Raw genomic sequence first — 22,144 nt, 5'->3', positions numbered from 1 at the left:
ATCGGGATTCATAGGAGTTCAATGAGGACAATGTTCCTATTAAAATTCAATCACCTGTATTCATACATAATAAAAATCTAAAAAAAGAAACTGCAAGCAAAAATCCCGCTGCAGTTTCCATCAAAAATAACAAATGATTATTGCTCCGAGTTCTGACGCTTTGTCGGATGGCTCGCGCGTTCCACTTCTTCAGCAGAAACAACTTGCTTCACGCTCTCAGCGTTAGGCTGGCCCTTTTGGCTGGGACCTTTATGATTATTATGCTTGGACATTTCAGTCTCTCCCTTCCTTATTCTCCCTAATTAATGTGAGTAAGGAAACGAAAATTTATACACCGGGAGGCACAGCTGTTCCATTGGCTTGTACGAGTTTGTAATATTGACTTTCATATTGTTTATCTAAATGAGGCAGGAGATTCTCCAATGCTCTTACGACGCGCTTCAAGTTGATCCCTGTATCAATGCCCATCTGTTCAAGCATATAGACAACATCTTCTGTTGCAACATTTCCAGAAGCGCCGGGTGCGAATGGACAACCTCCAAGGCCTCCAGCAGATGTATCAAATCTGTCCACTCCTGCTTGAAGTGCGGCAAAAATATTAGCCAAAGCCATACCACGCGTATTGTGAAAATGTGCGGTTATCAGGACGTCTCCTAGTTCCTTTTTCAAAACAGAGAAAAGCTGAAAAGATTCCTTTGGATTCGCCATTCCAATTGTATCTGCAACACTCAACTCATCCACTCCAAAAGCAACAAAGCGCTTACACAATGAAACGACATCCTCCATTGCTACTTTCCCTTCATATGGACAATAAAACGAAGTGGAAATACATGCACGGACAAAGTACCCCTGTTCTTGTAACTCGTATATTAAAGGTTCCAGTTCCACTAAGCTTTCCTCAGTAGTTTTATTTATATTTTTCTTGTTAAATGTATTGCTTACCCCTACAAACACAGCGGCATTTTTACATGAGGTACCTCTTAATCTCTCAATGCCTTTTAGGTTTGGTACCAACACAAAATTTCTAGTTTCACTATCATTGCAACTTTCAATGATAGTAGCGGCATCTGACATTTGTGGTACCCATCTTGGAGAGACGAAGGAGGTTAGCTCCATCTCCGGAATTCCTGCTTTCTTCAATTCTTTGATAAAATCAATTTTCGCATCCGTTGGTACAAATGTCTTCAAATTTTGTAATCCATCACGTGGACCGACTTCGATTATAGTAGCTTTAGATGGCAATTTCATGGTTGTTTCCCCCTTTACGAATAATTTCTCCCATCTTTAATTTTATGGAATAGAGGGGGCTAAAAGCAAGAATAATAGAAATTTTATAAAAAAAGAAGGAATTTCGACATGAATCTCGAAATTAATCAATCGAGAGGAGAGGAAATTATGTCGAATAAAGAAGTAGTTATTGTAAGCGCTGTCAGAACAGCGATTGGAAGTTTTGGTGGGGTATTTAAAGATGTTTCCGCTCCACAGTTAGGATCAGTTGTAATTAAAGAAGCGCTCGCAAAAGCAGGGCTTGCACCAGATAGTGTAGATGAAGTAATCATGGGAAATGTTCTTCAGGCGGGACTTGGGCAGAATCCTGCAAGACAAGCGGCAATGGCAGCAGGCCTTCCTCAAGAAGTGTCTTCTATGACAATTAATAAAGTGTGTGGATCAGGGTTAAAAGCAGTTCACCTTGCAACTCAAGCAATTCTTACTGGAGATGCAGATATTGTCGTAGCCGGTGGAATGGAAAATATGTCCCAAGCTCCATATTTGTTAAAAGGTGCACGTGACGGGTTCAAAATGGGTGATCAAAAATTAATAGACACCATGGTGGCGGATGGATTGACTTGCGCATTTAACGATTATCATATGGGAGTGACAGCGGAAAATCTCTGCACGAAATATGAATTAACACGTGAAGAACAAGATGAATTTGCTGCAAACAGCCAACAGAAAGCAGTCCAAGCAATCGAAGACGGCAAGTTCAAAGACGAGATTGTACCTGTAGAAGTGAAAAAGAAAAAAGAAATTCTGACGATAGATACAGACGAATATCCTAGAAAAGGAACCACAGCAGAAAAGCTTGGCGGATTGCGTCCTGCATTTAAAAAGGATGGTTCTGTTACGGCTGGTAACGCATCAGGGATAAATGACGGAGCTGCGGCTGTCGTGGTAATGAGCAAGGAAAAAGCGGAAGAGCTTGGAATCAAACCACTTGTCAAAATTGTGGCAAATGCAAGCAGTGGAGTAGACCCAAGCATCATGGGGATTGGTCCTGTTACTGCCGTGAAAAAAGCGATGGAAAAAGGCGGCCAGTCCATGGAAGAAATGGACCTGGTGGAAGCAAATGAAGCTTTTGCAGCTCAAGCACTTGCTGTCGGAAAAGAATTGCAGTTTGATCCAGAAAAGTTGAATGTTAATGGCGGTGCAATTGCGTTAGGTCACCCTATTGGTGCAAGTGGAACTAGAATCTTGGTAACTCTTATCCATGAAATGAAACGCCGAGAAGCGAAAAAAGGACTTGCAACACTATGTATCGGCGGCGGACAAGGTGTCGCTACAATAGTAGAAAACATATAAAGAGAGAGGTGCAACTTAAGATGAAACCAATTTATACATCCTTTACAGAAGCGGTAAATGACATTCATGATGGGGCAACCATCATGGTCGGCGGATTTGGGTTATGCGGCATACCGGAAAACTTAATTCTTGCACTTGTGGAAACAGGGGTGAAAGATTTAACGGTAATCTCCAATAACTGCGGCGTTGATGAATGGGGCCTTGGACTCTTATTGAAAAACAAACAGATCAAGAAAATGATCGGTTCTTATGTAGGGGAAAACAAAGAATTTGAACGTCAAGTTTTGTCTGGCGAGCTAGAAGTAGAGTTAACACCACAAGGTACACTTGCGGAGAAAATTAGAGCAGGCGGAGCGGGGATCCCTGCATTCTACACACCAGCGGGAGTAGGAACGCCAATTGCAGAAGGCAAAGAAGTCCGTGAATTCAACGGAAAAGAGTACTTGCTTGAAGAAGCATATAGCGCTGATTTTAGTCTAGTTAGGGCTACCAAAGCTGATAAAATGGGGAACCTCGTTTACAATAAAACGGCTCGTAACTTTAACCCGATGATTGCTGCAGCAGGGAAGGTTACTATTGCGGAAGTGGAAGAGCTTGTAGAAATCGGTGACTTGGATCCAAACCTGATTCAAACTCCAAGCATCTATGTTCAACGACTAATCGTAGGACAGCAAGAAAAGAAAATCGAACGTGTTACCACAAGAGACTAGCAAGGAGGGGAACAAACGATGACAACTATTAATAACCGTGAAAAAATTGCCAAAAGAGCTGAGAAAGAAATTGAGGACGGCTACTATGTAAACCTTGGAATCGGTATGCCCACTCTTGTGGCGAATTACATATCCGATAACAAACAGGTAGTTCTTCAATCAGAAAATGGCCTGTTAGGGATCGGCCCATACCCGACTAAAGAAAATGTGGATGCAGACTTGATTAATGCCGGAAAAGAAACGGTTACAGCAATTCCTGGAGCTGCTTACTTTGACAGTGCGGAATCATTCGCGATGATTCGTGGCGGTCACGTAAACATTGCAATCTTAGGCGGCATGGAAGTGAGCGAAAACGGTGACCTTGCCAATTGGATGATTCCAGGCAAAATGATCAAAGGCATGGGAGGCGCAATGGACCTTGTGCACGGTGCCGAGCGTATCATCGTCATTATGGATCACGTCAATAAGGCAGGGGAAGCAAAAATCTTGAAAGAGTGCACATTGCCATTAACCGGGAAAGGTGTGGTGGACAGAATCATCACAGATCGTGCTGTATTGGATGTTACAGAACAAGGCTTAAAGCTTATCGAAGTTGCAAGCGGCTTTACGGTGGAGGATATCCAAAACTCTACGGAGCCGACGCTGATTGTGGATGAGCATGTGAAACTTGAGGCATTTTAAAATTTATAACATAAACAGGAGGGAGCACGAATCCTTCCTGTTTTTTCTTGAATTAATATCTCTATCTTCTAACATAAAGAACTACTATGGCCAAAAATATTAGACCACCTATAAAGAATGGACCTACACCAGAACTATAAACAACATAAATTCGTACATGACGAACAATATTAACAACAAGAAATAGCAATAAAAAAATACCTAAAAATAGGATTAATTGTTTATGTTTATTCTTGTACAATGCAATCAGCCCCTTGATTGAACCTTGGCAAAAGATTAGGAAGGAATATCTCCTTATAAAACACTATGTTAATTTGATCTTGTATTATTCTTAAAGTTCCGAATGGGTCTTTTTGCCTATAAAATGATGATAAATTGTACATGATATCTTGTAGACATGCTATAATTACAAAAAGGGAGGTGAGCTAAAGTGGAAAATGAACTCTTGAAACAAATCCTGCAAGGAATCAATGAAATGAAGGTAGACATAAGAGAGTTAAAGAGCGATGTTAGTACATTAAAGAGCGATGTTAGTACATTAAAGAGTGATGTTAGTACATTAAAGAGCGATGTTAGTACATTAAAGAGCGATGTTAGTACATTAAAGAGCGATGTTAGTACATTAAAGAGTGATGTTAGTACATTAAAGAGCGATGTTAGTACATTAAAGAGTGATGTTAGTACATTAAAAAGTGATGTTAGTACATTAAAAAGTGATGTAAACACGTTAAAAACTGAGTTCAAACAATATAGAGTTGAATACAGTCGTGATATAAAAATGATTGATTTACGTCTTAACGCCACAAACGAAAGACTTGATTCATTTAAATTTGATACTGATCTTCTAATTGAAAAGAACGCCAAATTGGAATTTAGGGTGAATAGATTAGAGAAAAACACAGAAGTGTAAGATAACCATCAAAAAGCTTCTTAAGACCCCCTAAAAATTACACCTCTAGCATAATATCTTCATTAGCACAAAATTTCATTAAATGAGTTAGAACACCGGATTTAGTTTCGGTGTTTTTTGTGTATATTTCTCTATAATGAGATAATTCGAAATTATTGAGTTTCGCTATATGGTACAATATACCATAAATAACTCGTTACACTTATAAAGGAGAGAATGGATATGAAACAATTGATTGCCCTCGGTGGAGGAGGCTTTTCAATGGAACCTGAGAACCCATTGTTAGATCGTTATATCCTTAAACAATCAGGTAAGTCCACACCCAAAATATGCTTTATTCCCACTGCAAGCGGTGATGCGGATAATTATATTGCTAGGTTTTATCAGTTTTTTGAGAAGCAGGAGTGTGAACCTTCCCATCTTTCTCTTTTTAACCCTCCTACGAGAGACTTTGAAACATTTTTATTAGAAAAAGATATCATATATGTGGGAGGTGGCAACACTCGAAATCTATTAATACTGTGGAGAGAATGGAGGCTAGACGGCATTCTCAGAAAGGCATATGACCAAGGAGTTTTACTGGCCGGCATTAGTGCAGGGTCCATTTGTTGGTTTCAAGAAGGTGTTACTGATTCCTTTGGGGATGTATTAGAACCTATTCAGTGCTTAGGTTTCCTGGAAGGTAGCAATTGTCCTCATTATGATGGTGAAGTAAAAAGAAGACCGTCTTATCAAGAATTGGTGGCAAGTAATAAAATTATCCCAGGTATTGCAACCGATGATGGTGTTGCCCTTCATTACGTGAACAATAAACTCGAACATATCGTTAGTTCAAGGCCAAGTGCAAAAGCATACAAAGTTTATTTCGAGAAAAAACTTATTGAAGAAGAGCTTCCAACAAAGTATTTAGGGAGTTAAGAGAGGGATGCAATGGTGGTACACAAACTAAGTTGGGTAGGAAGCAAGAAACATTTTGTGGACGAAATCAGTGTAACGAAAATTGGAGAAGAGGTCATTCTCGGTCGTTTTGGTGGGAATTCCACCGCAGGACAATACAAAAATGAAGATGGTTGTTTAATCTGGTGTGATGTTAAAGAAGATTGGGAGTTTGTGATTTTACTAGATGCCCATTTTACAGCGGAGAGTGCTGAATTGGTTATTTCAACAATGGAAAAGAATGAACAAAGGTTTTTGGACATTTTTACATTGCCAGTCAAACGTTTATTTACAAGTCTGAATGCCTTGATATTGGATATCTTTCAAAGCGAGATTTTCATACAGGAGTGTGAGAATGTTCAGGGGGAGACAGCTTGTTTATTTGCATTGCGCAAAGGGAAGTATTTATGGTGGTTTTCAGTAGGGGACTGTCTATTGCTTATACATCACCCTGAACTTGTTAAGTTAGGCGAATTCCAACAGAACCACCGCAGCTTTTATGAATGGGTCGGTAATGAAAGTACATTCAACAAGGACGTTCCTTGTTATAGCACTGGTGTGAAGGAATTGCGTACTGGCAATAACCATATATTCATGACAACAGATGGATTAGTGGAATGTCCTCATACTTCATATAGTGAATCAAAAGAGATCTATCATATGTTCCAGGGTGTCGAGACTTGTGAGATAGGAGTCCGGAAACTATTGGAGGATATTCAGTCAAAAAACGTTAAGGATAGTACAACAATGGTTTCTTGGATTGTACATAACAATCAAGAGGCAACCATTCCGAGTGATTTAAAATAAAAAGGTAGGTACTAGATGGATGTCATTTCATATTAGAGTAAGAGCTGGTGCTTTGATCATACAGGACGCCTCAATTTTATTAATTGAATTTAATGATGAAAATGGATTGCATTATAATTTGCCTGCTGGAGGTACAGAGCTAGGCGAAACGGTAAAGGAAGCGGTAAAAAGAGAAGCGAAAGAAGAAGCGTCCATTAATGTGGAAGTTGGCCCATTGGCGTTTGTTTATGAATATGCCCCTCACTTAAACAACAATAAGTATGGAGACACGCATTCATTGGCATTAATATTTGATTGCAGTATTAAAGAAGGGAATGCCCCGACGCTACCTGTTAACCCAGATCCTAATCAGACAGGAGTCATATGGGTTCCTTTAACCGAATTGGATAAAGTGATTCTATATCCAAATATTAAGGAACACATTCTTGCTTATGTAGCGAATAAACGAAGCGTTGAAATTATAGAAGAGCATCACTTGGAGTAGTACGTAAAAGATAAATAGGAGTGGGTAGGTTTGCAAATTATCCGAGATAAAAAGAGAAGCTTTGACCTTGAAGCATTACTAGGAAAACCTTTGTTTGCTCATTTGGCAACCGTTGAGGGGGATGTCCCTAAAGATTCTCCTGTTTGGTTTCATTGGGAGGAAAATGAATTATGGATAATTGGAACTGCCAAAGACACCTTTCCAAAAAGAATTCAGAATAACTCAAAGTGTGCAATTGGGATAGTAGACTTTGATTTTTCTACTGGTAAAGTGCACCATGCAGGATTCCGTGGAAATGGTATTGTAGAGCCTTTTAATTCAGTTATCGCATATAAAATCATTTCGAAATACCTTGGGAAAGATGAAACTAAATGGGATCAGAGGTTTCAAAACCTAGATTCGTCTAATGTGTTAATTAAATTTCAACCTAAGACTGTAGTGATTAGGGATCAGTCATATCAAATTTAGGAATGAAAAATAAAATAGGAAAAAACTGATTGGGGTAAAACTTTGGACTTGAAACAAAAAGCCATAGAGATGGCAGCCGTATACAAAGAGAATACAAAGGTAGATGCCATCCTCCTAGCCGGATCCGTTGCAATGGGTTGGGAGGATGAGTTTTCAGACATTGAATTCCATATTATTTGGAAGGAAGCTCCTACCGATGAAGATAGAAAAGGTCCAATTCGATCTGTAGAAGGGAATATTTTAACCTATCATCCTTATGAAGACGAAGAATGGTCAGAGTCATATGTAACACATGACGGGGTTAAATTGGAGATTAGTAGTTTTCTGACTTCAACCATACAATCTCACATAGAAGATGTAGTGGTGAAATCTGACGTTAGTTTTGATAAACAGTGTCTAATTGCTTCGATTCAAAAAGGGGTAGGTTTGTATGGTCAAAGTGTAATCAATGTGTTTAAAAAAAATGTGGGTAAATATCCAAGTGAACTCGCAGGCAAGATGATTTTAAACAATCTTGATCTTGGAGCCAGGTGGAATAACCGCCATACTCTTCTAGAACGAAAGGATTGGCTGATGTTTTACAGTGTGTTATGTGATGTGCAAAGGAAACTAATGGGGGTTTTGTTTGGATTGAATTCCATGTATGTTCATCATCCAGCATACAAGTGGATGATGCATAAAATAGAGGAAATGCAAATTAAACCCGATGACTTTCTACCAAGAATGAGTAATATTTTACTAGGGAATCCGAGTGAAAGTCTTGCAACCTTAGAACAATTAGTAGACGAGGTATTTAAAATGGTGGAATTATATAAGCCTGAAATAAATATTGAGAAACAAAAGCAAGATATCAACTATGTAAAGTAGGGAGAATCGGAATGAATGATAGTAAATTAAATTTAAACGATATTCACTTGGAATGTAAATTATATGGGGAATTAAGTCAATTTCCAACTGTCATCATGGACGCTGGGTATGGAGACTATTCCAAAGCATGGGAATCCATCTATCCTACTATCTCAAAATTAACTCAGGTCATTCTTTATGATAGAGCTGGACTTGGGAAAAGCGAAAGAAGCTCTAATCCGAGGACCAGCCTATTTATGGTAGAGGAATTAAGAGAACTCTTAAAGAGTAAGAATGTCTCGGCACCCTATATTCTCATTGGTCATTCTTACGGTGGAGTAAACATGCGTTTATTTAATAATATGTACCCTCAGGAGGTAGCTGGGTTAGTTTTGATAGACTCTACTCCCGAAGAATATCCTGAAAGGTTTCTACCTTCCATGTCTGATGAATTCAAAGAGGCATACAATAAACAGTTTACTCTTGAAGGAGACTTCGATGAGTTCAAGGAAAGTTTGGACCAGCTTCATTTAAGTAATAGAGTTTCGGATACCCCTACAATTGTATTGTCAGCAGGAAAAAAAGCACATTACTCTAGAGAATCCCAACTTTTATGTAATAAGATGCAGGAGGAGATTCTAAGTTTCACGACAAATGGCCAATTTATCATTGCTGAAAATAGTGCTCACTATATCCAAAACGATGAACCTCAGCTAGTAATAAACACAATTGAAAGATTGATAAAATCACTGCCGGCTATTGATTACGCAAATGAACAAGAAAATATCGACAAAGATACTTTAATAGATGCTTTTTCTATATCTTGGTCTAGTGGTACAAGTTCCAAGTGGAGTACAGAGAATCCTGCCGAAGGGCAATGTGGAGTTACTTCACTAGTAGTACATGATTTTTTAGGTGGAGTAATAGTAAAGACCCTACTGCAAGAAGGATGGCATTTTTATAACATGGTAAATGGAGTTCGCTATGATTTTACAGTCTCTCAATTTGAGAACGAGATATCTTACACGGATATTCCTTCCAACAGAGCAGAAGCTTTCCAAGATACAAACTTAAAACAATATCTAACATTAAAAGAAAATATGTTGAAGGCTATAACGTAATCACCTTTCAAGGTACATAGCAACCATTGGTGCAGCAATGGCTAAGATTGTGAGAATAATGAAAAATACCTTTCGTCCTATTGGAGTTGAAAAGTATAATTGAACAAGAAGAAAATAAATGATGCTAGATATTAGTAAAAAGATTGCAAAGTTGTATAGCTCTTTTCCTTTAATAACAGCCTTATCAGTTTGATAGATTCCTAAGTTTGGATCTATGGTTAATGGGTTAGTAACGGCCATGATAATCATGCCTAGAAAAATAAAGAGGCCTATGATGTTTAATAAACTTTTCATCGATAATTCTTTTTTCATCGTTGCCTCCTTGAATAGGTATGATAATGTTTTTACGTATAATGAAAAGGAAAAGTTTCAAAAAACAAAAGAAATACCAGCCTTATAAATCCAAAGGAGAAAGACGCGGATGGAACCAAAAGAAACATTGCAAAATGAACTGAAATTAATAGAAAAATGGGAGAAAGATCAGAAGGGGCTATGGTTTTGGGAGAGGATAGGACGTATTCCTTTTAAATTGCTTGATAGATTGACACCACGATTTATTCAAGAGAAGGTAGGGACCCTACTTGATGAATTGGGGAGCTTTATCCAAAACGGAGGGAACTATCTTTCCAACGAGAAGAGTGTGTTCCATTATTTTGAGAAAAAAACAGGCAGGATGATTACAGATCTAGAAGATTTCCAAGAGGTGCCTGTGGTTGAAATGAAAGATGCTTCTCTCGCATTGGGAAAGACCCGAAAGAACGCAGCTACCATCCAAGGAGCAAGCACTGGTATTGGGGGAATCTTCACTTTAGTAATAGATATTCCTGCCATATTGGCTATATCTTTAAAGACGTTACAGGAAATAGCCATTTTACATGGGTATGATCCGAAAGAAAAAACGGAGAGGATATTTATCTTGAAATGCTTGCAGTTCACATCGGCAGATATTGTTGGAAAGCAGGCAATATTGAATGAACTAGCTGATTTTTCGAACAAAGAAATGAAATCGAAAGAGGTATTCTCTCAACTCCAAGGTTGGAGAGAAGTAACGGTGACATTCACAGAGTCTTTTGGTTGGAAGAAGCTTTTTCAATTGGTACCGGTCGCAGGGATTCTTTTTGGCGCATTCGCCAATCGGGCCATGGTAGGCGACCTAACGGAAACAGGTACGATGCTGTATCAGAAAAGAAGAATCATGGAAAGAATGGAACGCATAGACCGTCATACCGAGGAAATTAAAGGCGTGTAAGTCTTTTGTAATTTAATATTACTGCTTCACATTTTGGGCCTTTAGAACATCTACGACCATCTTGCCTATTTGCCGACCAAGCCTTAACCCTTCATCATTGTCTACCTTAAAATGCACGCCTGCATACAAGCGGGACTGTGCAGCAGCATCCATAGTAGCCTTGACTCTTGCTTGTTCTTGCGGGAAATAATACATCATTATTTCTTGAGCAGCACCCGCTAAGCATGCATGTGCAGAAGGATAAGCTGGAAAACGAGGTGTGTCCATGATTTTTCTAATATTTCTCCCATATTGATTGGGACGGGCAACATCCCATAAATACTTTAAATCCCAGCAAATTACAAAAACGTCATTCATGGTGGAATGGAAAAATCCTTGCATGCGGGCAATGTTTGAGGATCCCATTGGATATTGCTCAGCGAGATCATATAGCATAGTTGAAAACCTTTCCACTATTTCACCAGTTGCCCAGTATTGAGCACTTTGTATCTGTTGTGGAGTTAGTACACTCATCGTCTGTTCTACAATTTGTAGTTCACTGTTCCAATCTATAGATAAAGGATCTTTTATTTGCCAAGTGATTTCCTTTCCGAAAGGATCTAGGAATTTATTGCCCCCCTCTCGCCTGATGAAAAACATTGGCCAAGATGCAGCGTTAGGATTTCCGATAGGGGGAATTCGTTCTCCTTGATAGGGATATTGGGACCATCTTCTGTACTCTGTTCGCATAGGTTCAACCCCTTAAATATTCTTCTAAATTTCTTTATGATGGGTTAATCAAATATATGTTAAAAACAGTAAGCCTTTTGATGGAAGCGTGCTAAAATAAAAAGAAAAGTTGGTTCTGAATAAAAGGGGAGAATATAATGCATGATCATAAAACAACTTCGGAAGAGATAATTGCTTCCCCTGAAAAATTAGATCAGATATATCGACGAACACTTATTATTGTTGTTCTATCACAAATATTTGGTGGAGCAGGTCTTGCTGCAGGTATTACGGTAGGGGCATTGCTCGCTCAAGATATGCTAGGTACAGATGCATATTCCGGTATACCCGTCGCCTTATTGACACTAGGTTCAGCTGGTGCAGCATACTTGATTGGGCGTGTATCGCAAAAGTTTGGTCGCAGGATTGGCTTGGCGGGAGGATTCTTAACCGGAGGAATTAGCGCTCTTGGTGTGGTGATAGCTGCTGTCAACAATAGTGTGTGGTTGTTGTTTTTTTCCTTGCTATTTTACGGGGCTGGGACGGCTTCCAATCTTCAAGCGAGATATGCCGGAACAGATTTGGCATCTGCTAAACAACGAGGTAAAGCCATAAGTATTGCGCTAGTTTCGACTACTTTTGGGGCTGTCGCGGGTCCTAATCTAGTCGGTGTGATGGGAGATTTTGCAGTATCAATAGGTGTTCCGTCATTAGCGGGACCATTTATATTAGGAGCGGCAGCGTTTATTTTGGCCGGATTTATACTGTTTATTTTCATGAGACCAGATCCTTTACTTGTTTCTAAAGCTTTGGAAGATGAGAAAAAGATAGATTCTGAGAAAACACTAAATACCACTCATACAAAAGATAACAGGGGAATTATCATCGGTGGATCTGTAATGGTGTTGACTCAGATGGTGATGGTTGCCATCATGACGATGACACCCATTCATATGGGGCACCATGGACATGGGCTGGATGCAATAGGTCTTGTAATAGGAATTCATATTGGCGCTATGTATCTGCCCTCATTAATTACCGGTGTTCTGGTCGATAAGTATGGTCGAACAGCTATGGCTTCAGCGGCAGGCGTAACGTTGCTACTTGCCGGGATCGTGGCAGCGACTGCACCTGGTGACAATTTATATGTTTTAATTTTGGCTTTGGCACTACTCGGTTTGGGCTGGAACTTCGGATTGATAAGCGGCACTGCTACAATCGTAGATGCTACGACGCCTTCCACTCGTGCAAAAGTCCAAGGTTCCATGGATGTACTGGTGGCATTATCTGGGGCATCTGGAGGAATTATGTCTGGAATGATTGTAGCCCAATCAAGTTACGCCACCCTTTCCTTGGGCGGTGGCCTTTTATCCCTTCTTCTATTGCCCTTAATCATATGGGCTAGCAGAGGAACAACAAGTGTGAACCACGAGAAAAATAAAAGAACGGCGTAAGCAGTCTGTTTTCTGCTTACGCCGTTCTTTTTAGTTAAGAATCCTATTTTTTCTTTGCTTTCTCTATTTCCTCTGACACAACAAAAGCCAAGTCATCATTACCAAACATAGCTAATACCCCTAGTACCGTATCGTTTGAGATATCCCCGGCTTCTTCTTTAGACACTGTCAATTCCAATGCTTGAGCAAGTGCGGGGTTATTAGCCTGATCAGGGTATGCTTTTGTATAAAGCGTAAATGGATCGAGGTCATGATTAATACACCATTGAGCAAATACCAATATCATCATATTTTCTTCTTTTTGGTAGTTTTGTATGATTGCTTGTTCTAATTCCTTTTTCTCCATTAGATATGTACTCCTTTAATTCTAGTACTCTCATTATAATCTAATTCACCTTTAGAACCAACTCGTTCTTTTTAAAGAAATATATTGAGAAATTAGTAAAAAAGTCATGAATATTGTTATATAATGAGGTGGATACATATAGGGATATTTTACCTGATTTAATAGTTAATGAGGTGGTACGATGAAAATGGTAGTCGGAGATTTAATTTTTGTAAAAGGAAATTGTAATTTCAGCCCTTTTATCCGTTTTTTTCTGAAATCTGAATATACCCATGTGACCATAGCAGTGGATGAAGAGCATATATGTGAAGTGGATCTATACCGCAAAATGGAAATTATGAAGAATCCATATAAAGAATATGATTTATATAGATTGAAAGAGAACTTGACGGTTGAGCAACAAAAAGAGTTGCTCCATTTCATCCATAAAAAGGTCACCACCTCTAAAGGGTATGATTGGTGGCGGCTTGTTTCACTATGTGTGAAACGTTATTTCCGGTGGAACATCATTATTCATGAACAAGATCGTTACATCTGCTCCGAAATAATTGACAAAGCATTTCAGCATATAGGAATAGATATAGTAGAGGACTTGGTCACAGGAGATGTAACACCAATAGATATCATGAGGTCAGAACGAATCAAATTTGTCTCCTCTGTATATAGAGTCAAGGGTTCCCTAATAGAAAAAGGGAGTTTTAAGAAAAGCGGATAAATGAATATGCGGGTGTTTGATTGTACCAATTTAGGATGCTACTATAAGTAAATGCTAGCCTAAGGAGTGAAAGAATGAAACATGATAGAAAAGTAATTGTATACATTGCACAAAGTGTGGACGGATATATAGCAAAAAAAGACGATGATATCAGCTGGCTTTCCATTGTGGATGCTCCTGGTGAAGATTATGGTTATGGGGAGTTTGTTGAAAATATAGACACGGTAATCATGGGTCGTAGAACTTATGAGAAAGTATTGTCTTTTGGCATGGAATTTCCCCACAAAGAAAGAAAAACCTATGTGCTCTCCAATTCTAAAAATGGTTCAGATGATAATGTTGAATACTATTCTGGCGATGTAAGAGAGTTAATTAATACCATTAGTTCAAATAGTGGAAAGCATATATTTGTTGATGGAGGAGCAGAAGTGATTAAAGAATTTGTCAGGCGAGATCTGATTGACGAGTATGTCATCTCCACCATACCCATTTTGATAGGGAACGGCGTGAGATTATTTAAAGGAACAGAACGAGAAAATAAGCTTGAGCTTGTTGAGAGCAATTCGTTTCCTTCAGGACTTGTTCAAAATCGATATAAAGTGGTAAGAGGGGAAGATAAGCAGGTGTGACTCTATTGAGAGTGCACCTGTTTTTTATATTTGGTGGGGAAAATAGGAGCTTCGACCATGATTGTGTCCGCTTCGACCGTTTAAGTGCTTACTTCTACATTTCCCGGACCTCTTTCGACATTTCCCAAACGAACTTCTACCGTTAACCACAAACCTTCTACAATTTTGCATAGACTGTTGCAATTCTGTGGGAGATAATAAGTATTATATGGTGGTTATTGGGAGTTAATGGATATCAAAAAGTTTATAGACCTATTAAAGAAAGGTGTTAAATATGTATTTTAATAAATTTATAGGAATAGAAAAAGTAGAAAACAACCATATAAAAGAAAGGGAAGCAGTCAGGGCTATAGTTATCCGCGACGGCAAAATATTGATGCTTCACACCAATAAAGGTGATCTCAAATTTCCTGGCGGTGGTGTCGAATCTGGAGAAACCCATAAACAAGCCCTTATCCGAGAAGTGTTAGAAGAAACGGGTTATGTGGATACATTTGTTGGAGAGAAATTTGGCGTGTTTGTGGAGAGAAGAGAAGACCTTTTCAACCAAGGTATTATATTTGAAATGAACTCCCATTATTACTTGTGTGAGTGCACAGGAGAAACGGTTGCCCAACAGTTGGAGGCTTATGAGACTGAACTTGGATTTACCGCTAAATGGATTTTAATAGAAGAAGCCATACGGCAAAACGAGCGTGCACAAAAACTTACTGGACATAACGGTTGGATTGAAAGGGAGACCTACGTCTTACATAAAATAATGCAGTTTACTAAGGAAAAATCACAAATCACCTGACTTTTCCTTGCATACAGAACCTTAATCGTTCTCGCATACAAGCTAGGCCTTCACCTATTGTGGCAAAACCCCATAAGATATCAAAAACTAATGGGGTGACCACATATATGTTCGGAAGAATAATTAAACCGCGTTTGTTTCCAGCTTCCGTTAGAACAGTTGAAGGAACAAAGTGGGGATATATAGATGAAAAGGGGAAGTTTGTGTTAAAGCCGACCTTTAAAGATGCCGGTGAATTCCAGCAAAATGGATTGGCGATTGTTCGCAAGGGTGGGGCAGGGGTCATTACACAAACCGGTAAATTTGTGGTTCGCCCCATGTACAGCTCTATTTTCCCTTTTACGGAGGGCCGTGCCATTGCTATGTTAAATGAAGGTGGTTCCGTAGTCATTAATGAGAAGGGGAAAGTATTGACGCAAAGACCGTACTCATTCATCAGTCCTTATCAAGGAGGCCGTGCGGTTTTCCAAGATACCAAAAATGATGGAACCACACTTTATGGATACTTAGATCTTAACGGAAATGTAGCGATACCTGCCCAATATCAGTATGCCTTTGATATGAGTGAGGGAAAAGCACTTGTTCAGGTAAAAAGTAGCTTGTATGCTTTGTTAAATTCAACAGGGACCCAGCTTCAAACCTATCCATATGAACAGATGAATGGGTTGAGCGAAGGGTTGATTTCTTTTAAGAGAACTTACCAGGATAAAGCTGGGTATGTGGATGAGGCAGGGAATGTCGTCATTAAACCACAATTCGGTATGGCCTTACCTTTTCAGGGGGGAAGGGCTGTTGTCAATGCTTCTAATGACTATAAAAATAAATACGGATTAATTGATAAGGCTGGAAATTATATCATTCCTCCAAGATACAACGACATTAACCAACTTGGTGGAAACAGGGCAGCAATCGGAAGGGCCATTAACCTGGAGGAACCAGTTGTCGGCTCCACTTATGCAATTGCTGATACGGTTAGCGGGCAAATTATCACGGATTTTCAGTATGATGCTGTGAACAATTACAAAGGGGAATACAGCTCGGTTACGCAAGGACTTAAGAGCTTTTTTATCAATAAAAGTGGCAGACAGGCAAAAGATCTTCCTGTTATAGATGGGATTGGGACTCTGTCCATTGAAGGGCAATTAGTAAAAGCCTTCGTAGATCAGAGATTGTCTTACTATGATAAGAGTGGCAATCTAGTCTACGCTCAAAATTCGGTCATCCCGGTAAATCGGAACGTGTCTATTCGTGAGGAGAAATATCGGCCAAACAAGGATTACCTTGTGTATTATCCACAGCTACAAGGATTGAATAATAAAGAAGCAGAGAAAAAAGTGAACGAAGTGTTGCGCACGCAATCTCAAATTGTTCCCATCCCGCCTGATAAACAGTTGGATTATAATTACACAGGTGATTTTTCTGTGCAATTTTATAAAAAGAACTTATTAATCTTAGAACTAAACGGCTACAACTACCCGTTTGGAGCAGCTCATGGCATGCCTACACAATTCATGGTGCCGATAGACATAGATACTGGTAAAATATATGTGCTAAAAGATTTGTTCAAACCGAACAGTGACTATGTAAAAGTGTTAAGTGATTTGGTTGCAAAGCAAATTCAGAAAAACCCTGATAACTATTTCCCTGATTCTTTTAAAGGAATTCAACCCGATCAGCCATTCTACGTGTCGAGTGATTCCTTGTTTCTTTATTTTACACCTTATGAAATAGCACCATATGCAGCAGGGTTTCCGACTTTTGAAATACCTTTCAAGGAAATTAACAGTATAATTGATAAAAAAGGAGCTTTTTGGCGTTCCTTCCATTAATGTAAGAGGCAAAAAGGTAGCTCGCTATTAAGCTGCCTTTTCTTTTGAATAAAGTCCATAAAATTAGTTAGGAGTTAAAGGTGATGAATGTAAGAACAGTATTAAATTTATTCATTGTAGCAATTTTGATTCCTCTTTTGAGCGGCTGCCTTTCTAAAGAAGGTAGAGCCATTATGAAAAATGATGATATAAAAGAACAAATTGAAGAACAAGTATCCGCCTATGGCATTGATTTTTACGACTTGGAATTAGAAGCCGACACCGATGACATGGAATTTGGGCCTGATCAGAAGTTTCCATTAGTGAAAAATATGGACGAGCTGAGGGTTCCGGTTAAAGTTATTGGGGTACCTGCCTTTGTGGTAAGTGCAGATTTCAGTATTAAGGCTGATAAAGATGGAAAGAGAGAGCCTAGCTTAATGGAGATTGAGGGAATTGAAGAATTAGGAGATTTTCTCTTAACCCACCTTTATTTACTACATCATGAGAAAGACCTAAAAGCGTTAGATGAAATGGATGGGGTGCATTTGGAGGAAGTACTCGTAAAGTCTGAAAGTGCGCAAGAAGGAAGTCTGATCTATTCGCTTATTGAGGATTACAATGATGGAAAATTTCGCAATGCAGTTCATTATGATAAATTAATGGCTAAACACCAGTCTCAACTTCCTAATTATCTCCCAAAGATAACGGTAAATGTTTTTTCATCAAAGGAAGATACGATGAGAGAAAAATTTGAGAATTTCGTTGCTCATTTAGAATCGGGGCATACCTCCATCCCGAGAGCGGAATATCATATATATTCTTCCAGTTCAGAAGAAGATTCTGAAAAGCTCACTAAAGAAATAAGAGTAGATGGGAAAGGTTTGTAAAATTTAGTAATTCTGGTATGAAATTTTTGGGATGGATTAGGAGGAATAGAGATGGCTAAAGTAGTTTTCGAGCGGGATGATCAATTTGCAAACAAAATGAGAAACTATCAAATCCTAGCTAATGAAAAAATTATCGGTGAAATTGCAAATGGTGGTAAAGAAACGATAGAACTGGAGCCTGGAACCTACACTTTTCAAATTAAAGTGGACTGGTGTGTAAGTAGGACCTACACAGTGGAACTTGAAGAAACTCACACGATGCACTTTAAATGTGGAAGTCCTTTGAAGGGATGGAGGATTCTTTTATCTTCTGTTTCCATGTCAAAAGAGAATAAATTCGTCTATCTGGAGAAGGTAGGGAGCTAAGACGAAGGGGACTGGGGGAATCTTTGCATTCTTCCGGTCTTTTTACATCGAGTTATACTGCCATTCATTTGAGAAGTATCTTCACTCCACACCCACATAATATAGTATGCTTCAATTTTTTTGCAGGCTTCTCACAGATTTTGCACATATTTTTGTTCATTATGATAACCTCCGCATGTTCTAGATTTAAGGCAGGCACCAACAATAATCAGTGCCTGCTTGACAGAAGTGAGAATAAAAGAGAAATATTAAGTTAGTAAACTATATAACTAGCGTACTTTTTGTGGGACTTGTAACCCAAGTCCTTCTGCAACGCGATTTCCGTATTCCGGGTCAGCTTTATAGAAATGACCAATTTGGCGAATCTTGATTTCCTCATTTTCAACAGGCATCATTGCCCCCACAATATTTTTAACCAAGCGGGAACGTTCTTCCTCACTAAGCAGGCGATATAAATCTCCTGCTTGTGTGTAGTGATCATTATGATCATGAGACACACTGTCTGCCATTCCAGAAACAGCAAAGGAAGCTGGTTTATTTTCAACAGTTTCGGTTGGACCATTAAAGCTGTTGGGTTCATAATAGACGGAATCTCCACCATTGTTATCAAACCTCATTTGGCCATCCCGTTGATAGTTATGCACTTCATTTCGTGCTCGGTTTATAGGTAGAGCCTGGTGGTTCGCTCCAACACGGTAGCGATGCGCGTCATGGTAGGCAAAAAGGCGTCCCTGCAGCATTTTGTCTGGAGAGACATCAATTCCAGGGACAAGTGTGCCTGGAGAGAAAGTTGCCTGCTCTACCTCTGCAAAATAATTCTCAGGATTTCGATTCAAAATCATCCGTCCAACTTCCATCAATGGATAATCTTTTTGAGACCATACCTTGGTCACATCAAATGGATCAAATTGGTAAGTATCAGCATCCTCCATCGGCATTATCTGTACATAAAGCTTCCATGCCGGATAATCTCCTTTTTCAATGGCATTAAACAGATCCTCTGTATGATAATCAGGGTTTTCACCTGCAATCTTCGTTCCAACCTCTTCAGTCAGATTTTTTATGCCTTGTTCTGTTTTAAAATGATACTTGATCCAAACTCCATCACCATTTGCATTTACCCATTTGAACGTATGGCTACCGAACCCATGCATATGCCGATAAGTAGCAGGAATACCACGATCAGACATCAGGATGGTCACTTGATGAAGTGATTCAGGTGAAAGTGACCAGAAATCCCAAATGGCATTAGGATTTTTAAGATGTGTTTTAGGATGACGTTTTTGTGTATGAATAAAGTCAGGAAACTTGATGGCATCTCTGATGAAGAACACCGGCGTATTGTTTCCTACAAGATCATAGTTGCCGTCTTCTGTATAGAATTTAACCGCAAACCCACGTGGATCACGAACTGAATCCGCAGAGCCGTTTTCACCAGCTACCGTGGAAAATCGCACAAAAAGTGGCGTGCGTTTTCCTACTTCAGAAAGGAATTTTGCCTTGGTGTATTTTGTAACATCGTTCGTAACCTCAAAATACCCGTGTGCACCTGCACCTTTTGCGTGAACAACACGTTCAGGTACACGTTCTCTATTGAAATGTGCGAGTTTCTCTAGAAGATGTACATCTTGTATAAGGGTAGGTCCCCTGGAACCGGCAGTCATGGAATTCTGGTTATCTCCAACAGGAGCCCCCCAGCTAGTTGTTAGTTTATTATTTGTTGTCAAAATCCTTCACCTCAATTAAAAAAGTAAGATCACATTAATAATGATAACAGTTATCAGACGAAAATCAATACTTTTTTATAATTATTATAAAGTAATAATATTTATTTTAAAGAAACGAATATATTTTAAATGATTGTTTATGGTTAAATCGTAATTTGCTATACTACTAAAAAATGTGTTTATGGGAGTGTACATGCCGTGAAGAAAAAGCATAAGAATAATCTAAGGCCTTTGACGAATAAAAAGGAAGAGAAAGTATCATTAAAAGATCAGTTAGAGGGGGATGTTTATTCGAAATTGAAATCAATGAAGGACCAACTTGTTCAAACAGAACAAAAACAAAAAGCGGAAGAAGATGAAAGAAAAAAAGAAGAAAAACGATTAAAAGAGAAGAATAAATCGTTTGAAGAACTGTTTGAAGAAAGTAATCAAAATTGGAAAGAATTCAAGTAAGAATGGAGAGAAAAGGAAAGAGAGAATGGCCTGCTAACATGACCATTCTCTCTTTTTTATGAGAGGTAAAAAGCCATGATGAAATAGACGGCCAAACATAGCAGGGATCCAAGCAAAAATGGACCGATATGTAATGTTGGTTTTTGTTGTTGCGGGGTGTAACGTCCAGCCATGGAATCAAAAACGGCTGCTTCTGAATTTTTGGTGAAAATGTCTCCTGAGGAGCTAGTGAAGAATGCAAGGAAGACAAAGGCAAGCGAACCGAAAAACATGGTGCTTAAGAGGTTAAAGTCAAAGTAGGTGGAGATTCCGAGTAGGATTCCGATTTCTACTGCTAAGACAATGATTAGTGTAATAAGGTATTTAATCATCAAGTTTCCCCCTTCGGTACTTAGATAGATTATTCTACGTTTCAAAATGGAATAAGTTTCAAATTCTTGAAATTAAAGATCAGCCAAACACCGCTGTTGATCTCCGCAAAAGGCTTCCTAGAATTTAAAAAAGCAGTTTCCCTAAGTGGGAGACTGCTTGATGTTAGCTGCGATGTGAGTCGTAAGTAGACTGCTTGACGATTTCTTTTATTGTTGCGTACTCTTCTTCTGAAAGTGCATCTTTCTCCATGGCATGGACGTTCGCCTCCAATTGTTCAATGGAGCTTGCACCAGGAATAACTGCTGCAACGGCAGGGTGTGCCAAACAATAGTGGAAAGCAGTTGTTTGAAGTGGCTTCTCACCAGCAACATCCAATAGTTTTGGTAAGAGATTTTCCAACTCCTCGTGACTATAGTCAAAAAAATCTTTTCCTTTAAATTTGCCTTGAAGCTTATTAAGTCCATTGTCGGACAGTAATCCTTTGGCCAGTGGACCCCGAGCTATTACACTCACTTGATTTTCGTGTAAGTAATTTAACCACTCTTCTGGCCGTGTATCCAGCATGCTATATTGCATCATTACCGATACTACCGAGGAGTTTTCTACAAATCGCTTAATAACGTTCGGTCTAATAGAAGATATCCCGTATTCACGGATGTATCCCTCTTTTTTTAACTCCTCAAATGCCTCAATCGTTTCTTCGGTCGGATCGTCTATCGTACCACCGTGAAGCTGATATAAATCGATGTAATCTGTTTGAAGGCGGCGCAGGCTATCTTTTATTGCTGTTTGAATATGCTGTTTAGAAGGATCCCATTCCCATCCTTCCTTTCCTTCTGTCCATTTGTTTCCAGCTTTTGTGGCAAGCACGACCTTGTCACGTTGCCCTTTTAACGCTTTTCCTACCAGTTCCTCATTCTGTCCAAAATCGTATAGATCTGCAGTATCTAAATAATTGATACCTAAATCAAGCGCTTTTTTCACAATATCTATTGCTTTAGTTTCTTCCGTACCAAGGGACATACAACCAAGTCCTAATTTGCTTACATATAAATCTGATTTGCCAAGTCGGTTTTTAGGTAACAAGA

General features: G+C 39.0%; 25 protein-coding genes and 1 pseudogene. 19 read left to right on the top strand and 7 right to left on the bottom strand.

The window, feature by feature from the left end; all coding sequences use genetic code 11:
* Nucleotides 1-327: 327 nt before the first annotated feature.
* Nucleotides 328-1,248, bottom strand: a complete 921-nt coding sequence (locus LG307_RS13415) for a hydroxymethylglutaryl-CoA lyase (protein WP_404442756.1) — start codon at nt 1,246-1,248, stop codon at nt 328-330.
* Nucleotides 1,249-1,395: 147 nt separating this feature from the next.
* On the opposite strand from LG307_RS13415, the gene LG307_RS13410 reads away from it, so the two are divergent.
* The 10 genes and pseudogenes from LG307_RS13410 to LG307_RS13365 all read left to right on the top strand — a co-directional run.
* On the top strand, nt 1,396-2,580 hold the full coding sequence (locus tag LG307_RS13410; protein ID WP_404442753.1) for an acetyl-CoA C-acetyltransferase: 1,185 nt from the start codon (nt 1,396-1,398) through the stop codon (nt 2,578-2,580).
* A 20-nt stretch (nt 2,581-2,600) separates the two neighbouring features.
* Nucleotides 2,601-3,290 carry a CoA transferase subunit A gene (locus tag LG307_RS13405; RefSeq protein ID WP_404442750.1) on the top strand — a complete coding sequence of 230 codons (690 nt, stop codon included), beginning with the start codon at nt 2,601-2,603 and terminating at the stop codon, nt 3,288-3,290.
* A gap of 18 nt (nt 3,291-3,308) precedes the next feature.
* Complete coding sequence (locus tag LG307_RS13400; RefSeq protein WP_404442748.1) at nt 3,309-3,971, top strand: CoA transferase subunit B; 663 nt, start codon at nt 3,309-3,311, stop codon at nt 3,969-3,971.
* Between the two features lie 430 nt (nt 3,972-4,401).
* Nucleotides 4,402-4,881, top strand: coding sequence for a hypothetical protein (locus LG307_RS13395; RefSeq protein WP_404442745.1), 480 nt, complete (start codon nt 4,402-4,404; stop codon nt 4,879-4,881).
* Between the two features lie 222 nt (nt 4,882-5,103).
* Nucleotides 5,104-5,799 carry a Type 1 glutamine amidotransferase-like domain-containing protein gene (locus LG307_RS13390; RefSeq protein ID WP_404442742.1) on the top strand — a complete coding sequence of 232 codons (696 nt, stop codon included), beginning with the start codon at nt 5,104-5,106 and terminating at the stop codon, nt 5,797-5,799.
* A gap of 12 nt (nt 5,800-5,811) precedes the next feature.
* The gene (locus tag LG307_RS13385; RefSeq protein WP_404442740.1) at nt 5,812-6,624 is read left to right on the top strand and encodes a protein phosphatase 2C domain-containing protein; all 813 of its coding nucleotides are present in this window, start codon (nt 5,812-5,814) and stop codon (nt 6,622-6,624) included.
* A 19-nt stretch (nt 6,625-6,643) separates the two neighbouring features.
* Nucleotides 6,644-7,108, top strand: coding sequence for an NUDIX domain-containing protein (locus tag LG307_RS13380; RefSeq protein ID WP_404442737.1), 465 nt, complete (start codon nt 6,644-6,646; stop codon nt 7,106-7,108).
* A gap of 30 nt (nt 7,109-7,138) precedes the next feature.
* Nucleotides 7,139-7,576 carry a pyridoxamine 5'-phosphate oxidase family protein gene (locus tag LG307_RS13375; protein ID WP_404442734.1) on the top strand — a complete coding sequence of 146 codons (438 nt, stop codon included), beginning with the start codon at nt 7,139-7,141 and terminating at the stop codon, nt 7,574-7,576.
* Between the two features lie 42 nt (nt 7,577-7,618).
* Entirely contained in the window at nt 7,619-8,443 is an 825-nt protein-coding gene (locus tag LG307_RS13370; RefSeq protein ID WP_404442731.1) for a DUF4037 domain-containing protein, read from the top strand.
* An 11-nt stretch (nt 8,444-8,454) separates the two neighbouring features.
* Nucleotides 8,455-9,171, top strand: a pseudogene (locus LG307_RS13365) (alpha/beta fold hydrolase); the annotation flags it as partial.
* Nucleotides 9,172-9,543: 372 nt separating this feature from the next.
* On the opposite strand, the gene LG307_RS13360 reads toward LG307_RS13365, so the two are convergent.
* Entirely contained in the window at nt 9,544-9,855 is a 312-nt protein-coding gene (locus LG307_RS13360; protein WP_404442728.1) for a hypothetical protein, read from the bottom strand.
* A 109-nt stretch (nt 9,856-9,964) separates the two neighbouring features.
* Between LG307_RS13360 and LG307_RS13355 the strand changes: the two genes are divergently transcribed.
* Nucleotides 9,965-10,792 (top strand): EcsC family protein, encoded by an 828-nt coding sequence (locus tag LG307_RS13355; protein WP_404442725.1) that lies wholly within the window; start codon nt 9,965-9,967, stop codon nt 10,790-10,792.
* Nucleotides 10,793-10,810: 18 nt separating this feature from the next.
* On the opposite strand, the gene LG307_RS13350 is transcribed toward LG307_RS13355, so the two are convergent.
* Nucleotides 10,811-11,521 (bottom strand): vanadium-dependent haloperoxidase, encoded by a 711-nt coding sequence (locus tag LG307_RS13350; RefSeq protein ID WP_404442722.1) that lies wholly within the window; start codon nt 11,519-11,521, stop codon nt 10,811-10,813.
* 137 nt (nt 11,522-11,658) lie between these two features.
* Here LG307_RS13350 and LG307_RS13345 point away from each other — a divergent pair, with 137 nt between their 5' ends.
* The gene (locus tag LG307_RS13345) at nt 11,659-12,954 is read left to right on the top strand and encodes an MFS transporter (RefSeq protein ID WP_404442719.1); all 1,296 of its coding nucleotides are present in this window, start codon (nt 11,659-11,661) and stop codon (nt 12,952-12,954) included.
* Between the two features lie 43 nt (nt 12,955-12,997).
* On the opposite strand, the gene LG307_RS13340 is transcribed toward LG307_RS13345, so the two are convergent.
* Nucleotides 12,998-13,300: a hypothetical protein gene (locus LG307_RS13340; RefSeq protein ID WP_404442717.1), complete on the bottom strand. Its 303-nt coding sequence runs from the start codon at nt 13,298-13,300 to the stop codon at nt 12,998-13,000.
* A gap of 181 nt (nt 13,301-13,481) precedes the next feature.
* Here LG307_RS13340 and LG307_RS13335 point away from each other — a divergent pair, with 181 nt between their 5' ends.
* From LG307_RS13335 to LG307_RS13310, 6 genes are all read left to right on the top strand, one after another.
* A complete protein-coding gene (locus tag LG307_RS13335) occupies nt 13,482-14,015 on the top strand; it encodes a hypothetical protein (RefSeq protein WP_404442715.1) in 534 nt (177 codons plus the stop codon).
* A 74-nt stretch (nt 14,016-14,089) separates the two neighbouring features.
* Nucleotides 14,090-14,644 (top strand): dihydrofolate reductase family protein, encoded by a 555-nt coding sequence (locus LG307_RS13330; RefSeq protein ID WP_404442712.1) that lies wholly within the window; start codon nt 14,090-14,092, stop codon nt 14,642-14,644.
* Nucleotides 14,645-14,918: 274 nt separating this feature from the next.
* Nucleotides 14,919-15,440, top strand: a complete 522-nt coding sequence (locus tag LG307_RS13325) for an NUDIX hydrolase (RefSeq protein ID WP_404442709.1) — start codon at nt 14,919-14,921, stop codon at nt 15,438-15,440.
* 107 nt (nt 15,441-15,547) lie between these two features.
* On the top strand, nt 15,548-17,269 hold the full coding sequence (locus tag LG307_RS13320) for a WG repeat-containing protein (protein ID WP_404442706.1): 1,722 nt from the start codon (nt 15,548-15,550) through the stop codon (nt 17,267-17,269).
* Nucleotides 17,270-17,352: 83 nt separating this feature from the next.
* Nucleotides 17,353-18,138 (top strand): hypothetical protein, encoded by a 786-nt coding sequence (locus LG307_RS13315; RefSeq protein ID WP_404442703.1) that lies wholly within the window; start codon nt 17,353-17,355, stop codon nt 18,136-18,138.
* A 51-nt stretch (nt 18,139-18,189) separates the two neighbouring features.
* Nucleotides 18,190-18,504 (top strand): hypothetical protein, encoded by a 315-nt coding sequence (locus tag LG307_RS13310; RefSeq protein WP_404442700.1) that lies wholly within the window; start codon nt 18,190-18,192, stop codon nt 18,502-18,504.
* Between the two features lie 269 nt (nt 18,505-18,773).
* Here LG307_RS13310 and katA read toward each other — a convergent pair whose 3' ends face one another.
* The gene (katA, locus tag LG307_RS13305) at nt 18,774-20,231 is read right to left on the bottom strand and encodes a catalase KatA (protein ID WP_404442697.1); all 1,458 of its coding nucleotides are present in this window, start codon (nt 20,229-20,231) and stop codon (nt 18,774-18,776) included.
* 198 nt (nt 20,232-20,429) lie between these two features.
* On the opposite strand from katA, the gene LG307_RS13300 reads away from it, so the two are divergent.
* Nucleotides 20,430-20,684, top strand: a complete 255-nt coding sequence (locus tag LG307_RS13300; RefSeq protein ID WP_404442695.1) for a YqkE family protein — start codon at nt 20,430-20,432, stop codon at nt 20,682-20,684.
* 56 nt (nt 20,685-20,740) lie between these two features.
* Here LG307_RS13300 and LG307_RS13295 read toward each other — a convergent pair whose 3' ends face one another.
* A complete protein-coding gene (locus LG307_RS13295) occupies nt 20,741-21,055 on the bottom strand; it encodes a hypothetical protein (protein ID WP_404442691.1) in 315 nt (104 codons plus the stop codon).
* Between the two features lie 163 nt (nt 21,056-21,218).
* Nucleotides 21,219-22,079, bottom strand: a complete 861-nt coding sequence (locus LG307_RS13290; protein ID WP_404450454.1) for an aldo/keto reductase — start codon at nt 22,077-22,079, stop codon at nt 21,219-21,221.
* Nucleotides 22,080-22,144 lie beyond the last annotated feature (65 nt).

This window comes from Sutcliffiella horikoshii, assembly GCF_044809035.1.
Taxonomy (GTDB): Bacteria; Bacillota; Bacilli; order Bacillales; family Bacillaceae_I; genus Sutcliffiella_A; species Sutcliffiella_A horikoshii_G.
This window is presented reverse-complemented; position numbering and strand designations above follow the sequence as displayed.